This is a genomic window from Embleya scabrispora DSM 41855 (genome assembly GCF_000372745.1).
In the GTDB taxonomy this organism is placed as follows: domain Bacteria; phylum Actinomycetota; class Actinomycetes; order Streptomycetales; family Streptomycetaceae; genus Embleya; species Embleya scabrispora.
Genome location: NZ_KB889708.1, coordinates 97758 through 120693, shown reverse-complemented (window position 1 = coordinate 120693; position 22936 = coordinate 97758). Strand labels below are relative to the sequence as shown.

11 protein-coding genes and 1 pseudogene are annotated in these 22936 nt (G+C 70.8%); 7 read left to right on the top strand and 5 right to left on the bottom strand.

Annotated elements, in window-relative coordinates; genetic code table 11:
- Positions 1 to 754: 754 nt before the first annotated feature.
- Positions 755 to 1513, bottom strand: coding sequence for a hypothetical protein (locus A3IC_RS0141405; RefSeq protein WP_020555948.1), 759 nt, complete (start codon positions 1511 to 1513; stop codon positions 755 to 757).
- Positions 1514 to 1852: 339 nt separating this feature from the next.
- Here A3IC_RS0141405 and A3IC_RS0141400 point away from each other — a divergent pair, with 339 nt between their 5' ends.
- Both A3IC_RS0141400 and A3IC_RS0141395 read left to right on the top strand, forming a co-directional pair.
- Positions 1853 to 2200 (top strand): hypothetical protein, encoded by a 348-nt coding sequence (locus tag A3IC_RS0141400; RefSeq protein ID WP_020555947.1) that lies wholly within the window; start codon positions 1853 to 1855, stop codon positions 2198 to 2200.
- Positions 2197 to 4995 carry a hypothetical protein gene (locus A3IC_RS0141395; RefSeq protein WP_026219327.1) on the top strand — a complete coding sequence of 933 codons (2799 nt, stop codon included), beginning with the start codon at positions 2197 to 2199 and terminating at the stop codon, positions 4993 to 4995. The genes A3IC_RS0141400 and A3IC_RS0141395 overlap by 4 nt, the downstream gene beginning before the upstream one ends.
- 64 nt (positions 4996 to 5059) lie before the next feature.
- Here A3IC_RS0141395 and A3IC_RS73230 read toward each other — a convergent pair whose 3' ends face one another.
- Positions 5060 to 5734 (bottom strand): methyltransferase domain-containing protein, encoded by a 675-nt coding sequence (locus A3IC_RS73230; RefSeq protein WP_321184161.1) that lies wholly within the window; start codon positions 5732 to 5734, stop codon positions 5060 to 5062.
- Between the two features lie 374 nt (positions 5735 to 6108).
- Here A3IC_RS73230 and A3IC_RS65960 point away from each other — a divergent pair, with 374 nt between their 5' ends.
- Entirely contained in the window at positions 6109 to 6624 is a 516-nt protein-coding gene (locus tag A3IC_RS65960) for an RICIN domain-containing protein (RefSeq protein ID WP_079027020.1), read from the top strand.
- Positions 6625 to 6782: 158 nt separating this feature from the next.
- Here the strand turns inward: A3IC_RS65960 and A3IC_RS63370 are convergent, their stop codons facing one another.
- Complete coding sequence (locus A3IC_RS63370) at positions 6783 to 8099, bottom strand: RICIN domain-containing protein (RefSeq protein WP_020555945.1); 1317 nt, start codon at positions 8097 to 8099, stop codon at positions 6783 to 6785.
- A 428-nt stretch (positions 8100 to 8527) separates the two neighbouring features.
- Positions 8528 to 10771 carry an MMPL family transporter gene (locus A3IC_RS0141380; RefSeq protein ID WP_026219326.1) on the bottom strand — a complete coding sequence of 748 codons (2244 nt, stop codon included), beginning with the start codon at positions 10769 to 10771 and terminating at the stop codon, positions 8528 to 8530.
- A 1333-nt stretch (positions 10772 to 12104) separates the two neighbouring features.
- Here A3IC_RS0141380 and A3IC_RS59585 point away from each other — a divergent pair.
- Positions 12105 to 12923, top strand: a complete 819-nt coding sequence (locus tag A3IC_RS59585) for an AfsR/SARP family transcriptional regulator (RefSeq protein ID WP_079027019.1) — start codon at positions 12105 to 12107, stop codon at positions 12921 to 12923.
- A gap of 32 nt (positions 12924 to 12955) precedes the next feature.
- Here the strand turns inward: A3IC_RS59585 and A3IC_RS0141370 are convergent, their stop codons facing one another.
- The gene (locus A3IC_RS0141370) at positions 12956 to 14476 is read right to left on the bottom strand and encodes an AMP-binding protein (RefSeq protein WP_020555942.1); all 1521 of its coding nucleotides are present in this window, start codon (positions 14474 to 14476) and stop codon (positions 12956 to 12958) included.
- A 311-nt stretch (positions 14477 to 14787) separates the two neighbouring features.
- Between A3IC_RS0141370 and A3IC_RS0141365 the strand changes: the two genes are divergently transcribed.
- The 3 genes and pseudogenes from A3IC_RS0141365 to A3IC_RS59575 all read left to right on the top strand — a co-directional run.
- Positions 14788 to 15801, top strand: coding sequence for a 4-aminobenzoate N-oxygenase (locus A3IC_RS0141365; protein ID WP_020555941.1), 1014 nt, complete (start codon positions 14788 to 14790; stop codon positions 15799 to 15801).
- Between the two features lie 48 nt (positions 15802 to 15849).
- On the top strand, positions 15850 to 17022 hold the full coding sequence (aroF, locus tag A3IC_RS59580; protein ID WP_020555940.1) for a 3-deoxy-7-phosphoheptulonate synthase: 1173 nt from the start codon (positions 15850 to 15852) through the stop codon (positions 17020 to 17022).
- 400 nt (positions 17023 to 17422) lie between these two features.
- A pseudogene (locus A3IC_RS59575) lies at positions 17423 to 22909 on the top strand (type I polyketide synthase); the annotation flags it as partial.
- Positions 22910 to 22936: the final 27 nt, after the last annotated feature.

Below are 22936 nucleotides of genomic sequence, written 5' to 3'. Positions count from 1 at the left end.
CGACTCCATTCGCCTTGCCACGGCAAGGGCGGGTCGATGGCTACGGCGGTTGGGCAAACGACCGTGCGCAAGAGCGCGAACGACGCCCGCCCGTAGGACCTGCGCTCGATCAGCCATGCGTGTCACCCGTTCTTCGACTACTCCGGAACTCCATTGCAGGATCGGGCCGTTGACGACCGCGTTCCAGTCGTTCCGGAGGAGCGCGGCGACGGCCTGGACGGGCGGCCGGGCCGCAGTCCCAGGGCGCGGGTCATCCAGGTGGTGAGGTCTCCTCCGTGGCGTTCGCGGGCGATGGAGCTGAACTCGTGCGCGAGGTCGCGTGCTGCGGCGAGGTCGTCGCACAACCTGCGGGAGCTCCGGGACGCGGGCACCGAGATCGTGCGCCTGCGTGCCGAGGCACACCGCGAGATTGCCGGTGAGTGACCTGCCCCCGGCACCCGGTATGCGGCGCCCGCGCATTGCGGGCGAACAGAGCCCGTTGTGGAAGGCATTCGAGGGCAGAGCAGTCGGTCACGCGAGAGACTCGGCGGCGCGGTGTGAGCCTTCGCGCTTCGGCGCCCCGTCCGAACGCCGCTTGCCCCTCTGGACGGCCCCGCTGTGTCGGGGGCCGTCATCCCCGCCGACACAGCCCGATCGGGTCGGGACCCGACGTCGTCGACCATGGGATCGTGGAACTCGTTCACGCGTTCCCGCGCACCCGCGACAGTGGACGGACACGCCGTGCGGAGCAGCTCGGGCGCAGGGACGAATCGGCTCAGGAATGCCCTTGTTGCGTGAAGTAGGGGGCGAGCACGGACACGATCACGACGCTGCTCCCGGGTGGCCGGGGCGCGTTCGTGATGGCTTGGGCATCGATGTGCGTGGTCGTGCCGGTCGTGGAGCTCACGACCGTGCTCCTCAAACGGGAGGGGAAGTACGCCGAGCGGCCCAGCACGTCCCAGAACTCCGCGCACAGACTCACGCGCGACGGCAGGATCGCGTCGATTCGGCACGTCGGTTCGTCGCCGAGCGGTGTGGAGGTGGCGTCGACGGTGGATGACGCGGGCGCGGGACACTGGGGCGTACCCGGATCCACAGCACCCGGCCCGTTCCGGAACCAGCCGCCGGCTTCCAGCGCGACGGCAACGACCGTCGCGTTCTCCGCCCGGGGACCGTCGAGCACATACGCGCGCATCACCTCGCGTTGGCAGCGGACACCGCTCCACCCCACCCGGCGGAAGAACCCCTGATCGCGGAACACAACGCCGCACATGTCCGACACCGCCTCGGCACGCTGCGCCGCGCGCCCGCCCATGGTCTGTTCCAGCGTCGTGTACACGGCCTCGACGTCCCGTACGGCCGTCCGCTGGGCCGCACGAACTTCAGCGGCGCCGGCCACCTTGTCGACGTCGGGCGGACTCGGAAGCTTCCCGTGTACGAACAGGCCCCACGCGACGAGGCCAAGTATCACCAGAATGACCGACGCCACCGAGCCCAGGAACCACTTGGCCACGCGCTTCGCCATGAAGTTCATGGTCCCCATGGTGGTTCATGGTCCGGGCCTTCGGCTTGCCGCAGAACAGGCCCCGGTCCAACTGCCCTTGCGGTGTTTTCCAGACCCGGGTTCGATGCCCGGATTGTACGGTGAGCCCCGGGAGTTCGGCACAAGTGGTTGGTGGTCGGCGACGGGAGTCGGCGGAGTGTCTGTATCGGTGGTTCGGGTTCGTGCGTCGCCCGCTGATGTGGGGTGACCGATCGGCTGCCGCGGGGGGTGAGCGAGGCGCGGGGCCGGTGTCGGCAGGCCGGCTGTTCACAGCCGCGTGTGTGGACGTCGGTGTGGGTTGGTCGGTGTCGGTCGTTACGGTTTCGCGGTGTGGACACCATTACCGAGCCCGATCGTCGTCTTCACGCCCTCGACCCCTGGTTGATCGAGTGCGCCGACGGTGCCACCGGGGGCGAGGTCTTGGCGCTGGACGGCATCCGGTGCCCCGGCACCTTCCACTTCGGCCACAACGACCACTTCGCGCGTGCGGCGTCGTACGAGGGCGATGTCCTGGTCGACTTCGAACGCGGCAACGCCTTCGGCCGGGTCGACGTCCGAGAACGGGTCACGCCCTGGGACTTCCCCACCGCGGCCCGTGCCCTGGGGCTCCCCGACGACGAGGGCAACCTGCTGGGGGCGTACACCGCGAAGCTGCTGGGCGAGGGAGGCGAGGCATGACCGCGCGGCGCACCGATCCCCGGCCGCCCGAGGCGTGGTGGTCGGAGGAGGACCAAGAGTGGGTTCTCGGCGACAAGGACGAGCACGGACGTCTCACGGGCCTGGTCCGCTATTGGGACGCGGACGGCCGGTTCATCGGCGAGTCCGAGCATGTGGCCGGTCGGCCACACGGCATCTACCGGCGCTACGACCACCCCGGCGGCGAGTTGTCGCAGGAGGGCCGGTACACGGACGGCCGCGTCGACGGCGTACGGCGCTTCCACCGGCCGAGCACCCCGGAGCCGCAGTCGCCGGGGTCGGGATACGGCTCGGGTGGCCCGTGGCGGGACGCGGTGGAGTCGGTACGTGTCTACGAGTGCGTGTACGCCGACGGCGACTTGATCGGCACCCGTCATCTCGACAGAGCCGGGGTCGAGGTTCAACACAGCTCGGGCAAGCCCGTGCCGCCGCGCCCCGAAGGCGTGGCACCCACGGCGAACCATCTGCCGGGCTCGGGGGACATCGCGTGGCTGTTCATGCGGCGGCGTGGCGAGGAAGGTGAGGAGACGCTCGAAACCCGGCACTGGTGGGCCGACGGCACCCTCCAGAGCGAGTGGACTCTCGACGGCACCGACCGGCGCTACTACCGGAGTGGCGTCCTCTGGTGGGAGTGCCGTCGGGTGCCTCGTGAGGACATCCGCCCCCTGCACGGCACTTGGCGCTACTACGACGTGCATGGACTGCTGCGCCGTGAGTCCGGCTACGACTCCGGGTCCGGACGCGGAGTCGAGCGGCACCGGACCTGGCACCGCACGGCCGAGGAGGCGGACGGCCGCGGAGTCACCCGCTCCGGCCCGGTCGAGGACGCCGTCGAGGTGGGCCTGTGGCAGGTCCGCGAAGCCGACGGCACACCCGTACGGGAGGTCCGGCTCGGGCGCCTGTGGGGCAACGCCGATCTGCCGGCCACCCCGGCAGCCGCCGAACTGCCGTACAGCGCAGCGGAGTTGCACGCCGTGCTCGCCGAAGCCGACGCCGACGACCCGGATGGCGGCCCCGCGCAGCTGGCCCGGATCCGGCTCGCCGCCCGGGAGGGCACCGCGGCACTCACGCCGGTCATCGGCGACGAGCGGCCCTGGCCTGCCGTCATGGTCGACGGTCCCTACTGGCACGAGGGCATACCTGTTTCGCCGCTGACCCCGCAGTCGTCACTCACCGAGGTGATCCATGCCCTGCGGTGGGGCGAGCCTGCGGGCCCGACCCTGGCCCGGCTCGCCCACGACCTCTTCCACTGCGGGCACCCGCACACCGCCCTGGACGTCATCGACGCGGCCCTCCTCCTCAGCGACGACGCCGACCGGCACCGGACACGGGCGGTCCTGCTCAGGGCCCTCGGCCGCGACACCGACGCCGACACCGTCGTCCCGGGACCGGACCACGTCGACCCGGCCGCCGCCCGTCTGCTGCTCGCCATCCGTGAACGCCCCGCCGACAACGGCCCCCGGCTGGCCTACGCGGAGCTGGTGGCCGTCTCCCACCCCGAGCACGCCCGGCTGATCAACGCCCAGTGCGGCAGCAACGCGGACGACGAGGACGCCGCCGTGGCCGGGTACTTGGCCGCGCTGCCCGAAGGGGTGCGCGACGTCCTCATCGGCAGCCCGGAACGCGGATTCGTGCGCTCGGTCACCGACATGGAAGCGGAGACCTTCCTGCGTCACCATGACGCCCTCTTCCGCGCCGCGCCCGAAGACGACTGCCTCGAGCTGCAGTTCGCAAGCGACCATCTCGCCGAGATCTCGCTGCTTCCCGCTCTCGGCCGCTACCGCAGCCTACGCACCTATGACACCTACCTGGACGGCGACGCCGTGGCCCAGCTGGCCCGGTCGCCGTATCTGCGGCGGCTGGAAAGTCTCGCGCTGCCGGATGCCAACCTGGACGACGACGGTCTGACCGCCCTGCTCACCAGCCACAGCTACCCGTGCCTGCGTGAACTGGACGTGTCCGCCTCACGTTACGATGAGCAGGAATTGACCTCCGCCGGGCTCCTGCGGCTGCCCGACGCCGTCTTCGCGCCGCATCTGGAGCGCCTGGACCTCGGACGCAGCACCATCGACGATCTCGACAGCGCCCTGGCGACGGTCCTACCGGCACTGCCGCGCCTCAGCGACCTCACACTCGACAGCCACCTGCTCGGCGACGGGGTGCTGACCCGGCTGAGCGAGCTGCCCAACCGCTTCACCGCGCTCGACCTCGCGGGCGGCGCCTTCACCCAGGAAGGCGTCGACGCGCTGGTCAACTCTCCTGTGGCAGCCGGCCTCCAGAGTCTCGCCATGGCGATCAACGGCGACGGTACCGGGGCCGCCATGCTCACACTGGTGCGGGGGCGGCGGCTGGGCGCCCTGCGGACGCTCCAGCTGTCCGGGGGCTATCTCGACAGGCTGCCACCCGAGATCGGCCCCGCCCTCGCGGAGTCGGTGTTCACCGAATCGCTGGAAATACTGCGGCTGGACCGGGGCCGCCTCGGCCCCGACGGCACGGCCGGCCTGGCAGCGGCATCGTTCCGGCGGCTGCGCCGCCTCGACCTCGGCAACTGCGGCATCGGCGACCGCGGAGCGGCCGCCCTGGCCTGCACCCCGATGCCGGCCACCCTGCGGTGGCTGGTGCTCGACAACAACGAGATCGGCAACGCGGGTGCACTCGCCCTGGCCCAGTCACCGCACCTGGCCGGACTCGAAGGGCTCGGACTCCAGCACAACCGGTTCGGAGACCGTGCCGCCCGGGCATTGCGTGAACGCTTCGGCGGTGCACTGTACAGCTGACGCGCCGGCCGGACTCACCGCCACCCGGACGAAGGCAGCAGCAGCTCTCCTTCGCGTGCCATGGTCAGAGCGAGGTCGGCATCCTCGGTGGTCCCGTGTGGCGGGAAAGGTGACCGGATCGACTATGGGGCCGGGTCGGGGGGTTACCGTTCAATGGCGGGGTCGACGCAGCCCGGGGAGCTTGGGGGCGGGGCATCGCGTCGGACACCACCGACGGAATCACTGTCTGCGGGTCGCGCCATCGGATGCCGTCGGCCCCGTTGGGTCGGTCGTAGACCAGGATCTCGTCGCGTTCCCGACGATAGCTCGCCGAGCGTTTGTCGTCGGCGACGGTCAGCGCGACATGCCCAACCGCCCCCACGGCGTGACCACCCGACCTCCGGGGCGGGCCTGGGCAATTCACGCCCACGGAACGTGTTCCACCGCGTAGGTCGAGATCACCCGGTCCCACGGCCGCGCCGTCCCCGACCTCGACGCTCACGTCCAGCCCGGCTGCGGCGAGCGCCTTGCGGGCCCCCTCGGCCAGGTCCGGATCGACCTCGACACCGACGACATTGCCGGGTCGGGCGCGTCGCGCGGCCAACGCCGCGTTCCACCGGGTCCCCGTGCCCAACTCCAGGACTCGGTGCCCGGGTTCCGGGGGCTTGCCAGGCTGGGACCGGGGGCACACGCCCCGGCGGCGGTGACGAGGGGGCGGGGCGAAGAGGTTGGAACTCGACGAAGGCTTTGGCCGATCCATGGCTCGGTCGAACGTTCCGGGGGGCGGATCCCGCTCGAAGGCGGCGCGATCGACAAAAGCCTCGTGGTCCGAGGCGGCGTAGGTGGAGAGCCGGCTCCGCATCGTCGCCGAGCTCATCTGCCGGGCCACCGGGGCGAGTCGGCGCGGACGGCTGTTGGGTCCGGCTCCGAAGGCGTCCACGGGGCGGTGCCGTGGGCACTCATTCCCGACCGAAGCGAGCACTACATTTCGCCGTATTCACTGCCATGAAGTGAAACCCGATTTATATTTTCGCGCCAGTCGCCCATCACATACAGGCCATATACTGCCCGGATCTTGAAACCACGCCTCCTCCGTTTTACGGTCGACTGCAATCCAACCGTACGGGAGGTTTCATGAAGCCCTATCTCAAGCGAACGCTCGGCACCCTGATCGCCACGACGGCGGCCTTGGTGTCGGTGGTTGCGAGTTCCTCCTCGGCGAGTGCCGCAAGTAGTACTTGGACCAACGTCAACTCTAACAAGTGCCTGGAGATCCGTGGCGATTCGACGGCCGATGGCGCGGACGCCAACCAGTGGGAATGCAACGGATCCCCCACGCAGGCATGGACCTGGGTCGACGTAGGTACGTCGCCCTGGGGAGAGCCTCTGAGGTATATGCAGAACGGGAACTCCGGGAAGTGCTTGGAGATCCGTGGTGATTCGACGGCTGATGGCGCGGCCGCCAATCAGTGGGAATGTAACGGGTCGCCCACTCAGATGTGGATCGTCTATCACACGATAAATGGTCGATTCAACCTCATCAACTACAATTCTCGCAAGTGCCTGGAGATCCGTGGCGATTCGACGGATGACGGCGCGGCCGCCAATCAGTGGGAATGCAACGGATCCCCCACACAGCTTTGGAGGTGATCCGGCCGGCGTTCACGAACGAGGACGACGAGTAGTCGGTCGTGGGCGAATGAGGAGTGTTCACCAGGCCGGGCCCCGTCCGGCGAGGGCAGTGTGGGCGACAGCGGCCATGCGCTTGTCCCTGACCTCGCCGGATGGGGCGCGTGCGGTCGAAGCGGTCACCCGTTTTTCACCCAGTTCTGGGTGGCGGAACCATTGCATGTCCACTGGTCCGCGGCGGCGCCGTCTTCGATCGAGTCACCCCAGATCTCCAGGCACTTGGCGGAGTTGACGTTGGTCAGCAGCCAGGAGTTGTCGACGGATAGGTCGGCCCGCCAGTTCTGGGTGGCGGAACCATTGCATGTCCACTGGTTCGCGGCGGCGCCGTCCTGGGTCGAGTCACCCCGGATCTCCAGACACTTGCCCGAATTGGCGTTCACTATTCGCGTCGATGCGCCCGGCGAAAGGCTGAGGTACCAGTTCTGGGTGGCGGAACCATTGCACGTCCACTGGCTCGCGGCGGCGCCGTCCCCGGTCGAGTCACCCCGAATTTCCAGGCATTTGCCCGAGTTGGCGTTTGTCAGGGTGTACGGACCCGATGCCGAGGCCGTGAAATTTGCCGTACCGCGGTAGAGGCGATGGTCGGAGATCGCGGGGTCACGGGGTAGTACCTCGCCTTGGATGGCGGTGAAGTCTCCCTGGCTCAGGAACAGGTAGTCGATCTTTTGATCGGTCGGATCGTTGAAAGCCAGGTGGGTCGGCCGACCCGAACGGCAATGGGTCTGTGAAGCCTGCGCGCATTGCGGGGTGAAGTAGTTCCGATCGGTCTCGTCCGCTTCGACGAACGCGCCGTTTCCGTCCGGATTCGGGGCCGTATAGAAGTAGTCCAGGACGACGGAGACCGGGGTGTGGTTGAAGTCGCCGCCCAGGATCACCGGCGTGCCCGCGGCCCGCCAAGCGTCGGTCTGTGCGGTCAATTTCGCGGCTTCGATTTTCTCCAGCGTCCCGTCCGACCAATACAGGTGCACGGAACAGGCCCAGTTGGCCCGCCCCTTCGTATAGGTTTTGATGCACGGGGACTTGATCGGTTCGTTCTCGCCGCCGGCCGTGAGGTCGAGCTCTGCGGTCTCGACGACGGGGCCCCGGACCAGGACCGCCATCCCGTAGTCGCCGCCGCAGTGGACGGCTCCGCCCACGGTGGTGGTGAACATGCCTCGGAAGCCCAGGGGTTTGAGGGCCGACAGGATCGCGTCGTACTGAGAACGGCAAACCTCTTGGAGGAACACCTCGTCGGCGGCCCAGTCCCGCGCCTGGGACACCACGGTGTCGATGCGTCGGGCGTTGTCCTTCGGAGGCCCACCGCAGCCGGCCTGGCCCTCGCCGCAGATGTTGTACGTGAAGAAACGCAGTTCCGACGACGCCTGGGCGGCCTTGCCGGCCGGTGCCGCCGGATCGGCGTGGGCCGTCGCGTTCAAAGACAAGAACGCCAGGAACATCGTGAGTACGACGGACAGGACCGGTATGCGACTTCGGCGCACGGAGGGCCTTTCGTCTCGGCGATCAAGATCTTTCCGAGACTATCGGCGGGACTCACGCGTTTGGCCACGATTTCCGGCCGACCTGCGGACGAGCCCGAGCGTCCCGGCCTTGCTGTGGCGGCTGCTCGTCAGGGGCTGGGGACCGGTGGGTCTCGAGTTCGTGTGCGGCCGTCACGCCGACCATCGCGAACTTCCCCCGACCCGACCCGACCCGAGCCTGTCGGTCGAGACCCTTGACCGTCCTGGCCGAACTTCGCCTGCTCGCCGCAAAGTTGCCGTAGGCCGGCCGCTCCGCCGGCGCTGCCCGACGGGCCGCCGGCCGACCGGGACTGCGGAACCCCACAGGGCTCCGCAGTTTCACCCGTGCTCGCCAATCTCTTCCTGCATTACGCGTTCGATGTCTTGTTGTTCGAGGCGCCGGGCATGTGCTCCGGCGAAGCCGTGGGCGGGGGTACGGTGCCGGTTTCGCCGAGGCCGAATCGGTTGTGGAACCTGCGCAGGGGGCGGGGTGCGTACCAGGCCGAGCGGCCGAGCAGGCGCATCGCGGCGGGGACCAGGATGCCCCGTACCGCGACGGCGTCGATCAGGATGGCCAACCCGGTACCCAGGCCGAACATCTGCATGAAGCTGATCTCGGCCGTCCCGAACGCGAAGAAGCTCACCGCCAACAGGGCGGCGGCGGCGCTGACGATGCGTCCCGTGTGCCCGAGGCCGTTGACCACGGCCGACTCGGTGTCCTCGCCCTGGTCGTGGAGTTCCTTGATCCGGCTGGTGACGAACACCTCGTAGTCCATCGAGAGGCCGAAGGCGATGCAGAACATCAGTACGGTCGTCGACACCTCCATCGGCTGTGGTGTGGAGCCGAGTAGGGACGTGAGGTGGCCGTCCTGGAAGATCCAGGTCATGACGCCCAGAGTCGCGCTCAGGCTGATCATGTTCAGGACCAGCGCGCGCAGTGGTTGCACGACGCTGCCGGTGAACAGGAACAGGAGCAGGAAGGTGGTGAGGGCGACCAGGCCGGCGGCGAACGGGAGTCGGCCGGCGATGGAGTCCTTGGCGTCGACCAGTTCGGCGTCGGGGCCGGCCACCAACGGATGCGTCCCGCCGGGCCCCGCGAGCGACCTTACCGTGGTGACCAGTTTCTGGGCATCTTCCGACTTCGGCGGCAGTGCGCTTACCACGTTGATCCGTTGCGCGTCCGGCCGGCCCAGGGCCGCATTGCCGGGACCCGGGGCGGTGAGGTTCCCTTCGGTGTAGGTTCCCGTGGACGCCTCGACCCGGACGATGCCCCTGTACCCGGAGAGTTCGGCCGCGTAGGCGCCCAACGGGGCTTCGCCCACGGGCTTGTCGATGACGATGTGCAGGGCCGCGGCGTCGTTGCCGGCGAAGTTCTCCCGCAGCGCGGTCGCGACCTGTCGACTGGTCGCGTCCTCGGGCAACACGCGTTCGTCGGCCATGTCGAAGGTGATGCCCCGGAGCGGACTCGACGCCAGCAGCAGGACGCCGAGCATCGGCATCGCGGCGAGTGCGGGACGTCGCATGACGGCGCCGGCCAGCCGGCCCCACACGGACGTCGCGGCGTCCGGGCGCGCGGGCTTCACCCATGGCATGCGGCCGCTGTTGACTCGGTGTCCCAGGACGGCGAGCAGGGCGGGCATCACGAACAGGGCGGCGGTCGCCGCGACCATGATGACGCCGACCCCTGCGTAGGCGAACGAACGAAGGAAGGACTGCGGGAACACGAGAAGCGCGGCGAGCGCGGCGGCGACCGTGGCGGCGGAGAAAGCGACCGTGCGGCCCGCAGTGAGCACCGTGTGGCGGACGGCGTCGTCCACCTCGGCGCCGGACGCGAGTCGGTCCCGGAACCGGTTGATCATCAACAAGGCGTAGTCGACGCCCAGGCCCAAGCCCAGGGCCGTGGTCAGGTTGGTTGCGAAGATCGAGATGTCGGTGATGTCGCCGAGGAGGGCGAGTTCGGCGAAGGTGCCCATGACGGCGATGGTGCCGATCACCAGCGGCAGCATGGCCGCGACCACGCTGCCGAAGACGATCAGGAGCAGCACCAGGGTCAGCGGCACGGCGATGGTCTCGGCCAGGACGAGGTCGTCGGTGCCCTGCGTCGACATTTCCTTGGCCACGGCGGTGGCCCCGCCGGCCCGGACGACGAGCTCGTTCCCGCGCGGTCCGGTGTGGGCGGCGATGATGCCCTTGACGTTCTTCGCCTGCTCCGTGTCGTCGCCCTTGACGTGGGCGAGCACCATGGCTTCGCGGCCGTCCTTGGAGCGGAGGGCGGGGTTGTCCGTGTCCCAGTACGAGATCACGTTGTCCAGGGCCCGCTCTTTCCTGAGGTCGGCCGCCAGTGCCCGGCCACCCTTTTCGACGGCCGGGTCGTCGACGCCGCCTTGGCGGGCGCGGACCAGCAGGACCAGATTCGTCTCCCCGCCGAACTTCGCGTCGATGACCCCACCGGCACGGGTGGATTCGGAGGCCGGGTCGTCGAAGCCGCCCCCGCTCTGCAACTTGGCGAACGCGCCGAAGCCCACGGCGGCCATGAGGGTCACGGCCACGGCCGCGACCACAAGAATCAACCGGGGCCGACGGATCGCCAGTTCGGCTACGCGCTCAAACACGTAACGTCTCCTTTGAATTACTCAAAGTGAGGCTAGCACGCGAAGTATTGCACTGATCCGAGCGGAGGAGAATTCGGGGCGTTTCGATCTTGTCGGGCGGCTGAAGGTGTCGAATATGCCTGCAATCCATGGGAGTTGACGTCCGGGCCCGGGTGCCGTCCCGGGGCGGGCGGTGGGTGCGAACTCGTCGGTGGGAGCACGGGGTTGGCCCGCGGGTCGGTCGTCGGCCTCGAGCCGCGCGTGGGCGCTGGGGCGCGGGAGACGCCGTTCGCGCCGGGTGCGACCGCTTCGGGCGCGGCGGACCCGGTGGCCGCGCGCCGCGGGCAAAGACGGACCCGATGCGCCGCGCTGCCGCCACCTGCTCGCGCTCACCGATTCCGGCCCGCGTCACCGTGACGAGCAATGGATCCCCGTCCGCTGGGCGCGCACCGATGCCGAGTGCGCCCGCCCGGCTTCGGGCCGTGTCCACGAGCTTGCGGATCGCCGGGGGCAACGCCGTTCCGGCGTGCGACGGCTTTCGGGCGACATCGTTCCTGTCCGCGAGCGGACGCCGAGGGGTGCCTTGCCTGCGTTCGAGTTCGCCTGCCGCGACTGCGCCGACCAGGCGGGATGTCGCCACGAGGCGGTGCTCGGCCGGCTCGTGTCGCGATGCCCCGGCGACGGAGCTCGACCCTCGCCCCGAGACCCGGCGGGACGCCGGCGTGTGCCCGCCGTGCCGGTGAAGTTTCGCCCGGCGCTCGCGGGATCGCGAGTGGCACCAGGCGCACACAGGTGGTCAACCGGCGCGCAGCCGTCGCCCTTGTGCACCCGGGCGCCCTCCTCCGGCCGTGGACCGCGTCCCGTCGTCCGCGCGATGGTTGGTGGACGCACGGCCTTGCCGACCCCGCCAGTGAGGGAGCAACGATGAGCCGCCCCGTTTACATCCGAGAGACCCGGGCCCTGCACAGCGTCGAGGGCCTGGTGAGCATCCGGTGCCGGGATCGGTGCTGATTGCCTCGGTCGCGAACACCTCACGAATCACCGTGTTCGGGCAGGTCCGTCCAACGGCGGATCCGGAATAGGCGCGATCACCCACTCGCGGCGGCCGGAGCGGGGCGCTCCCGGCGATCGGGACATGTCGACGGTGTGAAGGTTCGCCCTTCCGCCTCGACGAGTACATAGCGTGCGGGTGGCATTTCCCGGTGGCGAATGCCTCCCGGTTCCTTGTTCATGCGGCACTACGAAAGTCAGGGGGCGACTCGGTCGACTCGGGGCTCGGCGGAAGCGGTCGTTCCGCCCGGCGGTCAGGGGGACGGGTGGCCATTGAATCCAGTGTTGCCAGGTGGGGAGTGTGATGTCTGCGAAGGCTATTACGCAATTGTCCGATGAACTCGTGTTCAACATCCTCGGGCCGCTGGCGGTGTCGTCGACCGCAGGCCCGTTGGTGTTGGGACCGGCGCGGCAACGTGCCGTGCTGTCCGCGCTGTTGCTGGCGCCGAACCAGGTGGTGGGTGCCGAGCGGCTCACCGAGGTCGTCTGGCCGACGGGGCCTCCCGGCAACGTGGCAGCGGGCCTGCATAGTTACGTCTCCAATCTCCGCCGCCAACTCGAACCGCACTGCCCTCCGCGGGGACGCAACCGGATCCTGCGGAGGGAACCACACGGGTATCTTCTCGCCGTCGAGGGGGAACGGGTGGACGCCTGCCGATTCGAGTACCTGCTGCGCCACGGGCGCCGGCTCCTGCGCGAGGGCCGTTTCGAAGAGGCCAGTTCGGCGCTCGAGGCATCCCTGTCCCTGTGGCGCGGCGCGCCCTACGCGGAACTCGGCGACTACGAACCGGCCGTGCGTGAGGCGGCGCGCTTGGAGGAACTGCGCTTCCTGACCTGGGAGGCCCTGTGGGAGGCCGAACTGTGCTGGGGGCGGGACAACGTCAACGCCGTGGCTGAACTGGCCGCCCTGAGCGCGAAGTACCCCCAGCGGGAACGGCTGGGCTGGCTGCTGATGATCGCGCTGTGCGAGGTGGGTCGGGAGGCGGAGGCGGTACGGGTCTACCACCGCATCCGTAGGGCACTGGCCCAGGAACTGGGCGTGGACCCGGGACGGGAACTCCGGTCGTTGTTCACCCGGATCATTCGTGCCGAGTCCGTCGGACGGACGTGTATGGAGTACTGACCGCGACTCGGTAGGGGCGGGACCGGCTGTCGTCAATTGATGCGCCGGTCCCGGCCCGACCAATAGGGCTCGCGCAACGCGCCCTTTCGAACCTTGCCATTGCTGGTCCGCGGCAGGGCATCCGTGAAGTCCACGGACGTGGGTGCCTTGTATCGGGCCAACCGCTCCTTGCAGTGCGAGATGAGCTCCGCGGCGGTGGGCCGGACTCCCGTGACGGGCACCACCACCGCCTTGACGGTCTCGCCCCATCGCTCGTCCGGCACGCCGATGACGGCCGCCTCGGCAATCGACGGATGGCTCAGCAGGCACGCCTCGACCTCCACCGAGGCCACGCTTTCACCGCCGGTGACGATGACGTCCTTCAACCGATCGAACAGGACGAGGTGTCCGTCGTCGTCGAAGGAGCCCGCATCACCGGTGCGGAACCAGCCCTCGTCGAGGGATGCCGCGTCGGCCTCGGCATCCCGCCAATATCCGTCGAGCACCATGTTGGAGCGTGCGAGGACCTCACCGCGCGCGCCGGTGCGCAACCGCACGCCCAGGGCGGGCGCCCCCGCCCGGGTCAGACCTCCGCTGCCCGACGACGCCCCCGGCGGACGCCGGTTGAAGGTGAGCAGCGTCGTCTCCGTCAGGCCGTACACCTGGTGGAATGTCCAGCCCAGTTCGTCCTCCACCCGGCAGACGAACCGCTCGCTCACGGGCGCGCCCGCGCACACCACACGCACGCTGCCGTGCCCGGGGATCTCGCCGGGCCAGGACTGTGCCGCCCGAAGTACCGCGTCCCACACGGCCGGAGCGCCGAACGCGAGGGTAACACCGTGTTCGCGGACGCGCCGCAGGATCTCCGTGCCGTCGATCCTGCGCAACAGCACCTGCTTGGCGCCGAGTCCGGCGAGCAGGAACGGCACGCCCCAGCCGTTGCAGTGAAACGTCGGCAGCGTATGCAGATAGACGTCCTGCTCCCAGATCCGGGCGTGCAGGCCGAACGTCGTCGCATTGAGCCAGATGTTGCGGTGGGTCAGGGCAACGCCCTTGGGGCGGGCGGACGTTCCCGAGGTGTAGTTGAGGGTCGCGACGGTGTTCTCGTCGGGACACGACCAGGGGCGGGGGGCGATGTCGAACCGCATCACCTGGGTGTCGGTCTGCTCACCGAGTACGAACCGCTTCGGCCCCTCCACCGAGCCGAGCACGGCCTCGACCTCCGGATCCACGAAGACGACCGAGGCATCGCACTGCCGCAGGATGTACGCGATCTCCTGGGGCATGAGGCGGTAGTTCACCGGAACGCAGATCCGGCCGCTCGCCGAGACCGCGTAGAGCAGTTCCAGGAGCCGGGAGGAGTTGGGGCTGACGACGGCGACCCGCTCGCCGACGCCGACGCCCAGGGAGTCCAGACCCGCCTGCCAGGCCCGAACGCGTCGCAGTACCTCACCGTAGGTGGTCGTCGGCACCGGGCCGGACGGCTGGTCCGGCTCATCCACGAGCGCGGTGCGATCGGCCGCGGCCGTCTCGGCGCGGTCCAGGAAGTCGGCCAGGGTGAGCGGAACGAGCATGATGCGTCCTCACGGTGGGGTCTCACGGCGGGGTTCCCGGGAACGGGACGGGCGCGAAGGCACGAAGAACACGAACGGCGCGGCCGACTGCACACGACGGCGAAGGAGGCGACGGAGCCGACGGAGCGGGCCGGTGCGAAGACGGTGCTCGCCCACGGCGTCCGCGCCACCGCGGCTTCGCGCCCATCGTGGCATCCCCGATCCGAATCCAGAAGACTCGCTCGGACCCGCCCAAGTCGCGTTCAAGAAACGCCCAAGTCCGGCCGGTGAGGATGCAGCGTCGCCGTGGACCACGAGACGGGGAGAGCCGAATGCGCGAGGAGTCGGGCGCGGTGACCACCTGGGCGTCCGGAGGGTGGGTCGAGGAGGACGGTATCGGCAGTGCGACGCTGCGCCGCCTCGTGGAAGCGTGGCCGCGGCGTGCCGCGGTGGCGACGAGTTCCGATGTGCTCGGCGGGCCTGCGACGTACGACCCCCGGGTGCCGGACTATCCGCTGCGGATGGTGCCGTTCGCGCAACACCCCCGGTTCCTCGCGGCCACCGGTGAACAGCGCAGACAGGTTCTGACGGGCCTGTGGATCGGTTACAACGAACGGGTCATCGCCACCGAGCACCTCATCGCGGAGCCCGCCTTCGACCTCGTCATGCGTGGCGTCTTCCCCGGGAGCGATCAGCCGCTGGTGCGGCAGGGAGTGCAACAGGCCATCGTCGACGAGAGTTTCCACACGTACATGCACATGCTCGCCGTCGCTCGGACCCGGGAGTTGCGCGGCGTGCGCAGCCGACCCGAGCAGCCCGCCCTGGTCACGTATCGGCGGTTGCGCGAGGTGCTGGCGACGATGCCGGAGGCGTGGGAGCGCGACGTCGCCGTCCTGGTCTGGGGAGCGGTGGCCGAGACCTGCATCAACTCCCTCTTGGCGCTGTTGGCCAGGGACGACTCGATCCAGCCCATGCACTCCCTGATCACCACCCTGCACCTGCGGGACGAGACGGCGCACGGCTCGGTCGTCATCGAGGTCGTTCGGGAACTGCACGCCAGGATGAACGCCGACCGGCGCCGCGCCCTGGTGCGCTGTCTGCCCCTCGCCCTGGAGGCGTTCGCCGAGCAGGACCTCTCCACGCTGCGGCTCGAACTGGTCACCGCGGGCGTCGAGGGCGCCGACGAGATCATCGGCGACCTGCGGGCCACACCCGCCGGCCGGCGTCTCGTGCGGGACTTTTCCGGGGCGCAACGAATGATCGAACAACTGGAGTTGACCCACGCGGTGGACTTCGACTTCCCCGAAAGGCCCGAGTGGTCGCCCGGCGTGGGCGTGCGCGGATGAGCCCCCCGGAGTCCGCCGGCCTCCGCCACCGACGCAGAAGGGTGACCGATGATCGTTGCTCGATTCCGATCCGACGTGCCGATCGACGACCGGAGCCGGCTGACCTGCGCGTGGCATCAGCGCGGATACCGGTCGCTTCAGTGCCTGGCCGGGCGACACACCCTCGTCACCTTCCCGGACCTCGAGGCGACATCACCGAAGGGTGCGGAATTCGTGGCCTTGTTGCAGGCCACCCCCGAGCTCGAATGGGTCGTCGACAGCGTCGACGCACCGGCCCTGGGCAGTCTCGCGGCCACGGGCGAGCCGACCGCGGTGCGGGTGTCCGACGACTGTGTCGTGGGTGGCGGACGCCTCACCTGGATCGCCGGGCCCTGCGCCGTGGAGAGCGCAGCGCAACTCCTCGGCGTGGCACGGGAGGTGCGGGACCGGGGCGCACACCTGTTGCGGGGCGGCGCGTTCAAGCCCCGCACCTCCCCGTACGCCTTCCAAGGGCTCGGCAAGGCCGGCCTGGACCTGCTGCGGGAGGCGTACGCCGAGACCGGACTGGGCGTCGTCACGGAGGTCGTCGACGTCGCGCACGTCGAGGCCGTCGCCGAGGTGGCCCAGGTACTGCAGATCGGCGCACGCAACGCACAGAACTTCGCGCTGCTCCACGAGGTGGCGTTGACCGGCCGCCCGGTGCTGCTGAAGCGGGGCTTCGGCTGCACGGTCCCGGAGTGGCTCTACGGCGCCGAATACCTGCTGGCGGCGGGCAACGGCAACGTGCTGCTGTGTGAACGCGGCGTCCGTACCCACGGGAACACGACTCGCTTCACCCTGGACATCAGCGCCGTGCCGCTGGCGAAGCGGCTCAGTCGCCTGCCGGTCATCGTCGACCCCAGCCACGCGTGCGGGCGCAGCGATCTGGTCGCCCCGCTGGCCGTCGCCGCTGCCGCCGCTGGAGCCGACGGGGTGATGGTCGATGTGGACCGGGCGGGCCACTCCGCGCTGTGCGACGGCGAGCAAGCGATCACCCCGGACGCGTTCGGGGCGCTCGTGGAGCGCACGAACCGCATGCTGCGCTGTCTCGACCCGGCACCCGACCCGGCGCGCGACGGTAGGCCGCCGACTCCGGGGTCGCGCACGACGACCGCGACAGGCTCTCTCCCTCCTCGTGTCCACGCCCCGCGCGGCGCCGGCGACAACGTCGCCGGGCTCGAACGGCGCACGGACCTGCCATAGCGCCCGCACCCGTTCCCGGCCGTCGTACCCAGGCAGAAAGGACACAAGGATGGACCGGAACGAGGGATACGACCGGCCGTTGCGGCAGCGCCTCGCGGACGCACGGGAGGTGGAGCGGCGCCGGCTGTTGCTCGATCTGATCCGGACGCACGCCTCCGCCGTTCTGGACCGGGACGACCGGGTGCCGCTCGATCCCGGCCGGGCGTTCGGCGCCCAGGGGGTGCGGGGGCGGGCGGCGGCACGTCTGCGGGAACGGCTGAGCAAGGTCACGGGCAGCGCCCTGTCCAGCACCGCCCTCTTCGACTATCCGACTCCCGAGGCCCTCGCCGGACACCTGTGCGCCCTGCTGCTCGGCGAGCCGGCCGCCCTCGCATCGGACCCGGGGACCGGCACGCCCGCCGAGCGACAGGCAGCGATGGAGGAGCCGATCGCGATCGTGGGCATGAGCTGCCGGCTGCCCGGCAACGTGTCGTCGCCGGAGGACTTGTGGGACCTGGTGAGTTCGGAGACCGACGCGATCTCCGCGTTCCCCACCGACCGGGGCTGGAGCGTCGAGTACGACCCGGACCCCGACCACGTGGGCACGACGTGCACCCGACACGCCGGATTCCTCTACGACGCACCGGACTTCGACGCCGGGTTCTTCGCGATCAGCCCCGGTGAGGCCGTCACCGTCGACCCGCAGCACCGGTTGTTCCTGGAGACGTCGTGGGAGGCGGTCGAACGGGCCCGGATCGACCCGACCTCGCTGCGCGGCAGCCGGACCGGTGTGTTCGTCGGCATCATGTACAGCGAGTACGGCGCCCGCATCCGGCGCGTTCCGCCGAGTGCGGAGGGCTACCGGGTCGTGGGCAGCATGCCCAGCGTCGCCTCGGGGCGCCTCGCCTACAGCCTCGGCCTGGAGGGGCCGGCGGTCACCGTGGACACCGCCTGCTCCTCCTCCCTGGTGGCCGTGCATCTCGCCGCCCAGTCCCTGCGCAGGGGCGAGTGCACGCTCGCGGTGGCCGGAGGCGTCACCGTGATGGCCACGCCCTGGGGCTATGTCGAGTTCAGCCGACAGCGCGGGCTGGCACCCGACGGGCGGTGCAGGTCCTTCTCGGCCGACGCGACCGGCAGCAGTTGGTCCGAGGGGGTGGGCGTCCTGCTCCTGGAACGGCTGTGTGACGCGCGGCGCAACGGGCACCACATTCTCGCCGTCGTGCGCGGATCGGCGGTGAACCAGGACGGCGCGTCGAACGGGCTGACGGCGCCCAACGGCCCGGCCCAGCAGCGGGTGATCCGCCAGGCACTGGTCCACGCGGGCCTGACCACGGCGGATGTGGACTGCGTGGATGCCCACGGCGCCGGAACCCAGTTGGGCGACCCGATCGAGGCGCAGGCACTCCTGGCCACCTACGGACAGGACCGGCCGAGCGACCGGCCGCTGTGGCTGGGCTCGCTGAAGTCCAACATCGGGCACACCCAGGCCGCGGCCGGGGTGGCGGGCGTGATCAAGATGGTGATGGCGATGCGCCACGCCGAACTGCCGCGCAGCCTGCACATCGCCGAGCCGACGCCGCACGTGGACTGGTCCTCCGGGGCGGTACGGCTCCTGCGCGAAGCGAGGCCGTGGCCGCGGATCGACCGGCCGCGCCGGACGGCGGTCTCCTCGTTCGGCGTCGGTGGCACGAACGCCCACATCATTCTGGAGCAGGCGCCCCCGGAACCCGACCGGCCTCGTGCGGCACCGGCGGCTCCGGCCGCGGGGGACCCCACCGGCACCGCGGAGATCGAAGGCCGCCCGCTGCCGTGGATGATCTCAGGGGCCGGGCGGGCGGGCCTACGGGCCCAGGCGTTGCGGGTGGCGGACTTCTTGACATCGGACCCGCAGGAGCCGGACCCGGATCTGGCCTACTCGCTGCTGAGTTCCCGGGCCGCCCTGGCCGATCGTGCCGTCGTGGTGGCCCCGGACCGGACCGCGGCGATCGCCGGCCTGGCGGCGCTCGCGGACGGCGACCACGGCCCGCACGCGGCCCTGGGGACGGCCACGGCACGGGACCGGATCACGTTCGTCTTCCCCGGGCAGGGCTCGCAGTGGCCGGGCATGGCCACCGAACTGATCCGCAGCTCACCCGTGTTCCGGGAATCGATCGACGCCTGCGCCGACTGCCTCGCCCCACACGTCGACTGGTCACCGACGAAGGTGCTGCGCGGTGAAGCCGACCCGTCGATCCTGGACCGGGTCGACGTCGTGCAGCCCGCGCTGTTCGCGGTGATGGTCTCCCTCGCGGCAGTGTGGCGGTCCTTCGGCGTGGAACCGGCCGCGGTCGTCGGGCACTCGCAGGGCGAGATCGCCGCGGCCCACGTCGCGGGCGCACTCTCCCTGGAGGACGCGGCCCGCGTCGTGGCCCTGCGCAGCCGCGCCCTGCGGGTCCTGGCCGGCACAGGCGGGATGGTCTCGGTCGTCGCCCCCGTCGAGCAGGTGCGCCGCTGCCTTGCGCCATGGGACGGTGCCGTGTCCGTCGCGGCGGTCAACGGACCGCGATCCGTGGTCGTCTCCGGCGAACCGGTGGCCCTGCGCGAGGCCATGGAGGCATTCGAGGCGCAGGGTCTGCGGGCACGGCGGATCCCGGTGGACTACGCGTCCCACTCGGCACGGATCGACGAGATCCGGGCGACCCTCCTGACGGAGATGTCCGGCGTGCGCCCGCGACCCGCGACCGTGCCGTTCTACTCGACGGTCCTCGGCGAGCCGATCGACACGACGGCCCTGGACGTCTCGTACTGGGTGCGCAACCTCCGCGAGACCGTACAGTTCCACCGCACGGTGGACCGGCTGCTCGCCGACGGCCACACGACCTACATCGAGGTGAGCCCGCACCCGATCCTCACCGCCGCCGTCCAGGAGGCGGCCGACGCCGCGGGCGCCGAGCGAGCCGGTGACGTCCTGACCGTCGACTCGCTGCGACGCGACGAGGGCGGCCCGGCACGGATGCTGACCGCGGTCGCCGAGGCCCACGTCCACGGCGTGGCCGTGCACTGGGCGGAGGCGTTCCGCGATGTCGACGCCCGCCTGACGGACGTACCCACCTACGCCTTCCAGCGCACCCGCTACTGGCTGGAGGAGGCGGCGGCACCGGAGGCGGACGTGACGACGGCCGGTCTGGACGGCCTCGACCACCCCCTGCTGGGGGCCGCGGTCGCACTGGCGGACGGGACCGGCGGCATGCTCTTCACCGGGAGCCTGTCCACCAGGACCCATCCCTGGCTCGCCGATCACGCCGTCGCCGACATCCTCGTCGTACCGGGTACGGCACTGCTGGAGGTGGCCCTCCAAGCCGGTGCGCACGCGGGCTGCGACGTGCTCGAAGAGCTGGTCCTCCAGGCCCCGTTGATCCTGCCCGAGCAGGGCACCGTCCGTCTCCAGGTGACGGTGGGCGGACCCGACGAGTGCGCGCGACGGGGGATCACCGTGTACTCCCGGGACGGCGATGCCGCCGACGCGCCCTGGACCCGGATCGCCGAAGGCACCTTGGCGCGCGGCGACGGCCGTCTTGCGGAGCCCCTGCGGCAGTGGCCGCCGGACGGCGCGCAGGAGATCGAACTCGGCGACTGCTACCGCGAGTTGGCCGGGATCGGACTCGACTTCGGTGCCGCGTTCCAGGGTCTGGAGCGCTGCCGGCGCCTGGACGAGGACCTGTACGCGGAAGCCGAACTCCCCGAGAGCGCCGGCGGCGCCGATCGCTACGGGCTGCACCCCGCGCTGTTCGACGCGGCCCTGCACGCCCCGGCGTTCGTGTCCGCGTCCGCCGTCCCATCCGACGCGTCCGTGATCCGACTGCCGTTCTCCTGGAGCGGGGTGACCCTGCACGCCACGGGTGCCACCGCGTTGCGCGCCCGCATCCGAGCCACCGGGCCCGGCACCCTGTCGGTCACCGCCACGGACCCGGCCGGGCACCCGGTGCTGACGGTGGAGGCCCTGGGCATGCGCCCGGTGGCCGTGCGGTCCCTGCGTCGGGCCGCGGCCGTGGCCGACGCCTCACTGCTGCGCCCGCAGTGGCGGCCCGAGCGGCAACGCGCGCGCCGTGACCCGGCGCCGGCGCACTGGGCGTGGATCGGGGACGGAGCCGCCGAGACGAACGGCGCGCTGGCGGCCCGGGGCATCGTGTGCGCACACCACCGGGATCCGGCGGCGCTGCGGGCGTACCTGGACACCGGCGGCAGCGCACCCGAGGTCCTCGTCCTCGCCCAACCGTCGGGGCACCTCGGGCTCGCGCCGGCCGCGGGATCCCCGGCCGTCGACCCGGCCACCGCCGCGCATCGCAGCGCGCACTCCGTCCTGGCCGCACTGCAGGACTGGCCGGCGGACGAACGCCTGGCCCACACACGTCTGGTCCTGCTCACGCGCGGCGCGGTCGCCGCGGGCCCGGGCTCGCCACCCGACCCCGCCCTCGCCGCGGCCTGGGCCCTGGCGGCCTCGGCGCAGTCGGAGTACCCGGACCGCATTCGACTGGTGGACCTCGACGACCGCGACGCGTCCCGATCCGCACTCGTCGACGCGGTGGCCTCGGACGCGGCCCAGGTGGCGGTGCGCGACGGGGGCCTGCTGACCCCGAGCCTGGTGCGAGTGGCGGCGTCGGCGGCCCGGGGTGCGACCTGGCGCACGGACGGGACGGTCCTGGTGACCGGCGGCCTCGGCACACTGGGCCGGTTGGTGGTGCGGCACCTGGTGGTCACGCACGGCGTCCGACGGGTCGTCGTGGTGTCCCGGTCGGGCGAATCGGGCCCGGGCGCAGCCGAGTTCGTGAAGGAACTGAGCGCCGAGGGCGCCGACATCCGGGTGGTGGCGGGCGATGTGGGGGATCGTCGCACGCTGGAGGACGTCCTGGCGTCGATCCCGACCGAGTACGCGCTGACAGGCGTGGTGCACATGGCCGGCGTCCTGGACGACGGCATCCTGGCGGCACAGACCCCCGAACGCCTCGACCGGGTGCTGCGCCCGAAGGCGGACGGTGCCTGGCATCTGCACGAGGCGACGGCCGGCTCGGACGTGGCGTTCGTCGCGTTCTCGTCGGTGTCGAGCGTACTGGGACCCGCCGGACAGGCCGGATACGCGGCGGCCAACGCCTTCGTGGACGCCTTGATGGCGCAGCGCCGGGCCGCGGGTCTGCACGGCGTGTCGCTGGGCTGGGGACTGTGGCAGGCACGATCGGGGCTGACGGAGGCGATGGCGGAGGCGGACGTACGGCGGATCGCCCGCTCGGGCGTCAGGGCGCTCTCCGACGCCCAGGGGCTCGCCCTGTTCGACCTCGGCTGCGCCGCCGATGAACCCGTCGTCTTCCCGCTGCGGCTGGACACCGCGGGCCTGCGCGACGGGGACGACGTGCCGCGCCTGCTGCGCGGACTCGCCCGTACCCCGGTCCGCCGGACCGCGGTCGGCGCGGTCGACTCGGGGGACGAGCCGGGCGGGGAGCAACTGACCACCCGGCTCGCCGGCCTCCCGGAGGACGAACAGGACGACCTCCTGCTGACCCTGGTGCGCACCCACGTCGCGGCCGTGCTGGCGTACGACGACCCCCGGGCCGTCGGCGAGCGGCGCTCCTTCGCCGACATCGGATTCGACTCCCTGCGCGCCCTGCAACTGCGCAACCGCCTCGGCGGCGCCACCGGCCTACGACTGTCGCCCACGCTGGTCTTCGACTACCCCACGCCGGTCGCCCTCGGCCGACACCTGCGCGGCCTGCTGCTGCCGCATGCTCCGTCGTCGTCGTCGACGACGACGGTCGGGCCGCCCGCCGACCACGCGCTCCCTCCCGCCGCGCACCGCAGCGGCGAGGACCCGGATCGGCTGCGCTCGGCCTCGCGGGACGAGGTCTTCGACTACCTCGACAACCTGCTCGACGAGTAGGCCCGCTTCGGCACGCCGAATCCGAAC